This window comes from uncultured Gimesia sp. (assembly GCF_937919775.1).
Lineage (GTDB): Bacteria > Planctomycetota > Planctomycetia > Planctomycetales > Planctomycetaceae > Gimesia.
Map to the genome: position 1 here is coordinate 1 of NZ_CALFPF010000123.1, position 7,455 is coordinate 7,455.

General features: G+C 50.2%; 5 protein-coding genes. 1 reads left to right on the top strand and 4 read right to left on the bottom strand.

Going from position 1 to position 7,455, the window contains the following annotated elements:
* Positions 1–815 (top strand): radical SAM protein (locus Q0294_RS03375; RefSeq protein WP_299460922.1); only part of this gene is annotated, 815 nt, incomplete at its 5' end.
* 13 nt (positions 816–828) lie between these two features.
* On the opposite strand, the gene ligA is transcribed toward Q0294_RS03375, so the two are convergent.
* From ligA to Q0294_RS03395, 4 genes are all read right to left on the bottom strand, one after another.
* Positions 829–2,841, bottom strand: a complete 2,013-nt coding sequence (gene ligA, locus Q0294_RS03380; RefSeq protein WP_299460924.1) for an NAD-dependent DNA ligase LigA — start codon at positions 2,839–2,841, stop codon at positions 829–831.
* Positions 2,842–2,881: 40 nt separating this feature from the next.
* A complete protein-coding gene (gene gmd, locus Q0294_RS03385; protein WP_299460926.1) occupies positions 2,882–3,865 on the bottom strand; it encodes a GDP-mannose 4,6-dehydratase in 984 nt (327 codons plus the stop codon).
* A 142-nt stretch (positions 3,866–4,007) separates the two neighbouring features.
* Positions 4,008–5,714 carry a cation:proton antiporter gene (locus Q0294_RS03390; protein WP_299460928.1) on the bottom strand — a complete coding sequence of 569 codons (1,707 nt, stop codon included), beginning with the start codon at positions 5,712–5,714 and terminating at the stop codon, positions 4,008–4,010.
* A gap of 200 nt (positions 5,715–5,914) precedes the next feature.
* A complete protein-coding gene (locus Q0294_RS03395) occupies positions 5,915–7,393 on the bottom strand; it encodes an aldehyde dehydrogenase family protein (protein WP_299460930.1) in 1,479 nt (492 codons plus the stop codon).
* Positions 7,394–7,455 lie beyond the last annotated feature (62 nt).

Sequence of the window (7,455 nt, forward strand, 5' to 3'; positions counted from 1 at the left end):
CCGCAGAAGGTCATGTAACAGAAATCTCTACACTCTTTCTGACGAATCGCGAATGTCCTTTTCATTGCCTGATGTGTGATCTCTGGAAAAATACAACGGATTACACACTGGAGCCCGGCCTGATTCCGCAGCAAATAGAGTACGCTCTGGCAAAACTCCCGCCCGCCAGACAAATCAAATTGTACAATAGCGGAAACTTTTTTGATCCGAAAGCGATTCCCCGCGAAGATTTTTCTCAAATCGCCTCGTTAGTAGAACCCTATGAGCGGGTGATCGTCGAGAACCATCCCCTGCTGTGCAATCAGTCCTGCCTGGACTTTCAGCAAATTATCAGCGGACAACTGGAAATCGCATTAGGGCTGGAAACCATTCATAAACAGGTTTTGCAGGCACTGAATAAGAAGATGACTCTGGATGACTTTTCCAGAGCTGTCGAGTTTCTGTTAAGTCACTCAATTTCGACCAGAGCGTTTATTCTGTTGAAGCCGCCATTCATGGAAGAACAGGAAGGTTTTGAATGGGCCATTCGTTCGGTTGAATATGCCTTTTCGCGGGGAGTGAAATGCTGCTCTATTATTCCAACTCGTTCCGGTAATGGCATGCTCGAACTACTGGAACAGGCGGGCCAGTTTTCTGCGCCGCAATTTTCAACTGTCGAAGCAACCCTGGAAGCGTGCCTGAACCTGAAGCAAGGCAGAGTGTTTATGGATCTCTGGGGGCTGGAACAGCAATATCGGAACGAACCGTATTTAAACGACCGGTTGGACCGACTGAAACAGATGAATCTATCGCAGAATATTCCGCACGCGGAATAACGATTTTGTTCTCTCAAACCGTTTCATTTAACATCTCTAAAAATTCGCTTTCCGACAACACGGGAACATTCAGTTCCTCTGCTTTCGTCAATTTACTGCCCGCTTTTTCCCCGGCCAGTAGATAATCGGTTTTTGCAGAAACGCTTCCCGCGGCTTTACCGCCATGCTTTTGAATCAGCTCTTTGGCTTCGTCCCTGGTCAGGCTGGGTAAGGTTCCTGTTACCACAAGCGTTTTTCCATCGAGAATTCCCGGTGTTTGTTCTGTTTTTTCCACGGGACTTCCCATATTCAGGCCCAGCGACTGCAATTCCTGAATGAGTTTGATGCCAAAATCGGAATGAAAAAAAGTATGCACCGATTCTGCGATCACAGGGCCGATTTCATCTACGGCAGCCAGATCTTCAACACTCTGCTGCGCGATCTCCTGAATGGTTCCAAACTGTTTTTCAAGAATACGCGCATTACTGGTGCCCACGTGCCGAATGTTCAAACCGGTCAGCAACCGCCAGACGGGTTGCTGTTTGGAACGTTCGATTCCTTCCAGCAGATTCTCAATCGACTTTTCTCCCTGGCGTTCCAGCGTGACGAGTTGACCATAATGCTCATGCAGCCGATAAATATCTGCCAGTCCTTTGATGAAGCCCTGATCGAGCAGTTGCTCAATCATCTTGATTCCCATCCCCTCAATATCCATTGCCTGCCGCGAAGCATAAAAACGCAGTGTTTCGCGGACCGACGCGGGACAATCTGGATTAGGACAGCGTATATAAACTCCTCCTTCATCTCTGACTAATTCTGCATTGCATTCGGGACAGTGGTTCGGAAATTCCAGTTCCTGTTGTGTTCCATCGCGCAGGTGTTCTTCAACCCGGATCACATGCGGGATAATTTTCCCGGCTTTTTCCACCACTACCCAGTCACCGATCTGAATGCCCAGGCGTTCCATTTCATCGCGATTGTGCAAGCTGGCTCTGGCAACCGATGTCCCGGCGATTTGAACCGGCTCCAGATTCGCCACGGGAGTGACCGTTCCTGTTTTGCCGACTTGAAAGTCGATCGAATCGACTCTGGTCACCGCTTCATAACGTTCCCATTTATAAGCCACGACCCAGCGTGGACTTTTCGATGTATTTCCCAGCAATTCGCGCTGATCAAACCGGTTGACCTTGAGCACAATCCCGTCGACTTCAAAATCGAGAGTATGTAAATCATCCATCATCGACTGCACGTGTTGTAATGTTGATTCCAGATTCGGAAAAGCCTCGACATTCGGTGTCGCCGGAATTCCCATTTCCTGAATCGCAGCCAGATAATTCAGATGTGTTTGATAATCGACGCCGGCGACCGCTCCGATTCCATGCGCGAAAAAACGTATCTTTCGCGTTGCACAGAGTTTGGGATCAAGCAGTTTCAAGCCTCCCGCCGTCGTATTTCGGGGATTGGCAAACGGCTCTTTTCCCTGCCGTTGCATTTCCACATTCAAAATCTGAAAGTCAGAATTGCTGATAAACGCCTCGCCTCTGATTTCCAGTAATTCAGGAGGATCGTTCGTTTGCAGGCGTAACGGAACACCGCCGACGGTACGCGCATTATGCGTGATGTCATCCCCCTGTTGCCCGTCACCGCGCGTCACACCTTGAACCAGTTGACCGTGCTCGTAAATCAGCGAAACGGCGACCCCGTCAATCTTGTATTCCGCGGTTAACTCCACCTGCTCTTCGCCCAGCAGTTTACAGATGCGGGTCTCAAATTCCCTGAGCCCTTCCTCTTCAAAGATATTATCGATCGACAGCATCGGCAGACGATGCGCCACAGTCTGAAATCCCTCAATCGGAGCCCCCCCGACTTTTTTCGTCGGGCTGTCCGGAGCATCATATTCCGGGTGATCGGTTTCCAGCTGTTCCAGCCGTTTCATTAATCGATCAAATTCACGATCCGATATTTCCGGCTTTGCCTGAAGATAATAGAGACGGTTATGATGCTCGATTTTCTGTCGGAGGTCTTCGATTTCTTTTCGAATTGACATGTGCTGAATCCGCGCTGGAAGTGGGAAAGAGTGGACTGACTCAGGATTTCGCTGCATCGAGGATTTTTTGCTGCTCGGTCAACTTCAGATCGGCTTCCACCATCAGCCGCGCCAGCTCTTCGAACGTCACTTTAGGTTCCCATTTCAGTTTCTGGCGTGCTTTTGTCGGGTCTGCACAGAGTAATTCGACTTCCGCAGGACGATAGTACTGTGGATCGATCTCGACATATTTCTTCCAGTCCAGTTTCACCGCGCTAAAAGCGGCTTCGAGAAATTCGCGCACGGAATGCGTTTCTCCCGTTCCGATGACAAAATCATCCGGTTTTTCCTGCTGCAAGATCAGCCACATCGCTTCGACATAGTCGCCTGCAAAACCCCAGTCCCTTTTGGCATCGATATTTCCAAGAAAGAGTTTGTCCTGCAGGCCCAGTTTAATTCGCGCCACTGCTTTGGTAATTTTTCTGGTAACAAATGCTTCACCGCGCTGTGGAGATTCATGATTAAACAGAATCCCATTGCAGGCAAACATGCCATACGATTCCCGGTAATTGATCGTCTGCCAGTAGGAGAAAACTTTGGCACACGCATACGGACTGCGCGGGTGAAAGGGAGTCGTCTCGCTTTGTGGAGATTCGACAACCTTACCGAACATTTCGCTGGAAGAGGCCTGATAAAAACGGATTTTTTTCTGGCTCTGTTCCTCATAATACCGTAACGCCTCCAGTAGACGGAGCGTACCCACGCCGGTCACTTCAGCGGTATAAACGGGGATGTCAAACGAAAGCCGCACATGGCTCTGGGCCGCCAGATGATAGATTTCATCCGGCTGTACTTTCGTCAGAATCTGATTGAGATTAGAACCTTCTGCAAAATCACAATAGTAGCAATTTCGAGGAGGCTCACCGATCCCCGGTTTACTGCAGGAGGTAATTCCATGCACGTCATAATTTTTGCTTTCCAGAAATCTGGAAAGATAATAACCGTCCTGACCATTAATTCCCGTGATTAAAGCGACTCGATTCACTGCAAACAATCCTCATTAAAACTGTGTGATGATCCAGTACTTTCAGCATGAAAATCTGATTTGTTCATGCAGTTTAGGGGTTTTCTGTTGGATCGCAATAGTTTGTTGTAATTCCAGCTCATAGCGTCTGAAGCACGCGGGTTCACTTTGCCTCACTAGTCTGCGCGGAACGATGGCCTTTGATATAATACTTCAGAATTTCCCAGCGCCGAATCACACCCAGCATGCGATGCGGCTGCTCTCTTGAAACGACGGGCAGGCAATCATAAGACCCTTCCCGAAATTTGCTCCAGACGCGTGATAACGAATCGTCAGGGTAAACGACCGTTTCGAGGCTGGTCGCCAGATCCGCCGCCCTGACCAGAGAACCGATCTTGGGATCGAACAAGGTATTGCTCAGGTCCTGATAGCGGATGACACCCACAACTTCTTCATTGGGGCCCAGCACCGGGAATGTATTGTCGTGACTATGCTCAATGAAGGAGATGACTTCATTAAAAGTCGCTGTTTGAGAAATCCCTTTGACATTCTTTCGATAAAGTTGTTCTACCAGAATCTGATCCGCAGCTTGATCAATTTCGGACAGCAGACCAAACGAGACCAGAAATCTCCGAATCATTGCCTGAAATTCGCTGATCGGATCACCGGCGGTATGGTGAATCGCATTAATCAGTGGGACTTCTCCCGCCCGCAGCACGGACTGGCGAATCATAATGGGACCGACGATTTCAAAAAACACCACCGAGCCTAAAATGATTGTCTGCAGATGTTTTCCCAATTCGGGGTCGCGACTGACGGCAATCGCCGACAGGGCAATCGCTGCTCCCGCTTGTGCAAACAGTGTGGTTCCCAGCCACAGAGAAACTTCCGGTTCTTCACCACGCATTCTGGCAGGAATCAGGATACCGAAATATTTACCCAGCAGACGCAGGACGATATAGCTTCCGCCAATCAGACCGGCCTCCATAAACTGCTTCGGCTCCAGTTCGGCGCCATGTATGATGAAAAAGAGCACGCACAGAAATCCGGTGAGTGGATTCAATTCTGCTTCCACCTTGGGAACGTCTTCCTCAGCCAGCGAATTGGCTACCGTAAATCCCATCGCGAGAAAGGTCAGCATGTAAGGCAGACCTGTCGTGCGACACAGTCCCAGCGCCAGTGCAATCACTCCGAGGAGCATGATCATCCGGCGGCTGCCTTTGATGACGGCATTGCCGTAGCTGATCATCAATCCGCCGAAGATGCCGATGAAAATGGAACCGAAGATGTCCATACTCAAATGGCCCAGCTGCGAGAGTACCGAAGCACTCTGTGTGTCCCCTTTGAAAACATAGACGGCGACAAAAATGACCTCAAAGGCGATGATCGACGCGAAATTATTAAGCGCCACCAGGATTCCCGTGTACTCGGAAATCGGCCCCTCTGACTGCATTTCCTTGAGAACCAGAATGGTGGTCGCCGGTGCCGTGGCAATGGCCATTGTCCCCAGCAGAATGGCAGCACTGCCGGACTCACCGACCAGTAATAATCCTGCAAACACAATAAAAAAAGTGGCGAGAATTTCACTCAATGACAACGGCAGCACACGGTGAAACAAACGCCTGAGGCGCGATAATGTGAAGTGATTCCCCAGACCAAACAGAACCAGCGCCATCGCCAGATCGGTCAGCGGTTTTAATTCTTCAATATGCTGATGTGGGACCACATCAAAGATCGCCGGCCCCAGACAAACTCCCATTAACAGATAGGCAGTCACTTTAGGCAGACGGAATAACTCCGCCAAAATGCCTGACAACAGCCCTGCTGCCAGAAACATCCCTAGTGTAAAAATGATATGCCATGAGCCCATTAGAACTTCCTGTTCCGAATTAATTGAGTACAGATAAGGCGAGATTATAGCAGATATTTATTATCGGTCGATCCTTACACCACAAGTGGGATGGTAAAAAATCATACTAAACCACTATGGGACAGCAGGTTCGAACTTTCCGCCTTCGCTGTTCTGACTCACATTTCGAATCACAAAGCATCTTTACTGAGCCGAAGCAATTATTCGAGACTCATCGTGACGGTTTTCAATTCCGTATAGCTGGCAAGTCCCGCTGCTCCCAGTTCACGGCCAATTCCACTCCGCTTGAACCCCCCGAACGGGGCGGCAGCATCGAACACATCATAACAGTTCACCCAGACAGTGCCTGCTTTGATGCTGTTGGCCAGACGGTGTGCTTTTTTCACATCGCGGGTCCAGACAGCGGCGGCCAGACCAAACTGTGTATTGTTGGCCCGGGCAATCACTTCATCAATGTTCTTGAAGGACAGGATGCTCATGACTGGCCCGAAGATTTCATCAGTGGCGATGGACATTTCATCGGTCACATGATCAAAGATCGTTGGTTCAACAAAATACCCTTTGTCACCAAACCGCGATCCCCCGGTCACACACTGAGCGCCGGCTGCATTCCCTTTCTGGATATAACTTAAGATTTTCTCCATCTGAGCCTGATCGACCTGCGGGCCCTGTGTGGTTTCCGGATTTAACGGGTCACCCAGCTTGCGCGAGGCTGCTTTTGCGACAATTTTGGCAACAAATTCTTCATGCACGGCTTCTTCTACAAACAACCGGCTTCCGGCGCAACAGCATTGTCCCTGATTGAAGAACAGACCGAATTCCGCACCAGCAACCGCAGCATCCAGGTCGCTATCGGCAAAAACGACATTCGGACTTTTGCCTCCCAGTTCGAATGTCAATCGTTTCAAAGTCGCGGCCGCATCGGCCATAATAATCTTCGCGGTGGCATCTTCCCCCGTGAAGGCTATTTTATCCACGTCCGGATGCTTCACCAGCGCCGCCCCTGCTGTCGGCCCATATCCGGGCACCACATTGATCACTCCCGGTGGGATGCCCGCTTCCATCGCCAGTTCTGCCATTCTCAAACAGGAGAGCGGCGTCTGTTCGGCGGGTTTCATGACGATCGTACAACCTGCCGCCAAGGCGGGCGCCCATTTCCAGGCCGTCATCAATAAAGGAAAATTCCAGGGAATGATCTGCCCTGCCACTCCTAGCGGTTCACGGCGGGTATAACAAAAGTGATTCCCCCGAATCGGAATGGTGGCCCCTTCAATCTTGTCAGACCAGCCGGCATAATAACGCAGACAGTCAATCACCAGCGGTAAATCGGCTGCGCGGCTGTCACGAATCGGTTTCCCATTATCCAGCGATTCCAAAGCCGCCAGTTCTTCGATGTTACTTTCCACCAGATCCGCCAGACGATTCATTAATCGCCCCCGATCGCGGGCATCCATCTTGGACCAGGGGCCCGATTCAAATGCCCTTCGCGCGGCTTTGACTGCCAGTTCAATATCGGCGGCGTCTCCTTCGGCGACATCGGCAATCACTTCTTCGGTTGCGGGATTCACCGTCGCGAATGTTTTTCCGCTGACTGCATCGCGCCACTCTCCATCAATCAGGAGTTGGGTCTGTCGGATACGTGGAGTGGTTGCTACGGAATCAAGAACGTCTGTCGCCATGACGGGATCTCCTGAGAATATGTTGAGCGTAAATATTTTCACAGGACGAAATACTGTCCTGA

What these genes read in the sequence shown, in the direction of transcription:
- ligA (WP_299460924.1), bottom strand. Translation starts at nt 2,841, where the DNA reads ATGTCAATTCGAAAAGAAATCGAAGACCTCCGACAGAAAATCGAGCAT.
- Q0294_RS03390 (WP_299460928.1), bottom strand. Translation starts at nt 5,714, where the DNA reads ATGGGCTCATGGCATATCATTTTTACACTAGGGATGTTTCTGGCAGCA.
- Q0294_RS03395 (WP_299460930.1), bottom strand. Translation starts at nt 7,393, where the DNA reads ATGGCGACAGACGTTCTTGATTCCGTAGCAACCACTCCACGTATCCGA.